Genomic DNA, 516 nt, shown 5'->3' with positions numbered 1-516 from the left:
TGATGCATTTGTTATATGCTACAGACTTAGTTAGCTTGATTTAGCTGCAATAAGTCCCATTTTGTACCGTATAAGTCTTTAAATACAACAACTGTGCCGTATTCTTCAACACGTGGTTCTTCAGTAAACTCGACACCTTGAGCTTTCATAAACTCATAGTCACGCCAGAAATCATTAGTTTGAAGAAATAAGAAAACACGACCGCCAGCTTGATTGCCAACTGATTTTAATTGGTCATCATTACTTGCTTGAGCCAATAGCAAATTTGTTCCTGTTGAATTAGGTGGAGATATTTGAACCCAACGTTTACCACCGCCTAAATCAGTATCTTCGACAAGTTCAAATTGTAGTTTTTTGGTATAAAATTCAATTGCATCATCATAGTTTTCAACAACTAAGGCGATATTACCAATTCTTTGTTCGATGGGCTTATTCATTTGTGGCTCACTACAGTTCAAAAGTAGAATTCTACCCTATTTAGCTCATAAACTCATTTTTGCATATAACGCCTGCATA

The 516-nt window shown here is 35.9% G+C and carries 1 protein-coding gene; it reads right to left on the bottom strand.

The features are described from left to right. Positions 1–26: 26 nt before the first annotated feature. Entirely contained in the window at positions 27–437 is a 411-nt protein-coding gene (locus tag A6E06_RS15190; protein ID WP_061037537.1) for a VOC family protein, read from the bottom strand. Positions 438–516: the final 79 nt, after the last annotated feature.

It is taken from the genome of Aliivibrio sp. 1S175 (genome assembly GCF_001690985.1).
GTDB lineage: Bacteria > Pseudomonadota > Gammaproteobacteria > Enterobacterales > Vibrionaceae > Aliivibrio.
This window is presented reverse-complemented; position numbering and strand designations above follow the sequence as displayed.

Bases quoted from the DNA above. Each gene is read 5' to 3' on its own strand.
- A6E06_RS15190 (WP_061037537.1), bottom strand. From the start codon at position 437: ATGAATAAGCCCATCGAACAAAGAATTGGTAATATCGCCTTAGTTGTT.